General features: G+C 71.7%; 1 pseudogene. It reads right to left on the reverse strand.

Features of this window, described 5'->3' with window-relative positions:
• Positions 1 to 1,004: pseudogene (locus ACNSTU_RS17520) on the reverse strand (hypothetical protein); the annotation flags it as partial.

Consider the following 1,004-nt stretch of genomic DNA (forward strand, 5'->3'; position numbering starts at 1 on the left):
CTCGGCGTAGAACGGACGGGCCATGCCGACCATGTCGCAGGCCGCGCTCCCGTCGGCACCCAGCAGCCGATCCATCTGTTCCCGGTCACGGATGCCGCCCTCGGCGAGGACGGGGATCGACACCCGGTTGCGAACGCGCCGACAGAACCCCTCGTTCCAGGCTGACTCGGTCGGATACTGCAGCGACTGGAGCCGGTTGCCCGCCGCGGCCAGCCGTTTGCGCCACGGCGAGCCGAAGGCCGCCTCGTAGCCGTCCTGGAGCCCCTCGTTCGCCCAGGCCCGCCCCGGGTACGCCCCGCGGACGATGCTCATATCCCACGTCACCGACGTCTGCACCGGGACGACCGCGTCGTAGCCGATCCGCTCGAGCCGGCGGGCGATCTCGACGCCGTCTGTGAGGGAGAGTTTTCGCCGCACGACGGGCGGGGCGGGCGTCTCAGCCGGCACCTTCGTCGTCAGCGGGACGTCGCCCGCCCGGTCGCGGATCTCGTCGTGGACGAGCGCGAGAAACGCGAGGCGGGCCTCCGGCGAGCCGCCGAAGACGTCCTCGCGGCGGTTGTAAAACGGCGAGCAAAACTGCTGAACGATCCCCATGTTCGCTCCCGAGAGGTGGAGCCCGTCGTAGCCCGCGTCGACGAGCCAGGCCGCCGCCCGGCCGAAGTCCGCCGCGAGCTCGGACACCTCGTCGGTCGAGAGCACGTGCGGGTCGAACGAGAGGAGCCCGAGCCGATCGAGCGCCCGGAGCTGCCACGGCGGCCGCGAGACCGCCAGCTGCTCGAGGCCCGGGTTCTGCGCCCGAAATTCAGCGTGCCAGGTCTCCATGCTCCGCAGCCCGCCGTGTTCGAGCTGGGCGAAGATCCGGCCGCCGTGGGCGTGAATCCGGTCGGTGAGCGCCTCGAGGCGGGAGACGAAGTCGGGGTCGGCGACGTGGGTCATCCCCGGGGCCGCACAGCCGCCTTCCTCGCGGACGATCACCGCACCCTGGAAGATGAGGCCGACGCCCG

Origin of the sequence: Aquisalimonas sp. APHAB1-3 (assembly GCF_048323695.1) — a bacterium.
Taxonomy (GTDB): Bacteria; Pseudomonadota; Gammaproteobacteria; order Nitrococcales; family Aquisalimonadaceae; genus Aquisalimonas.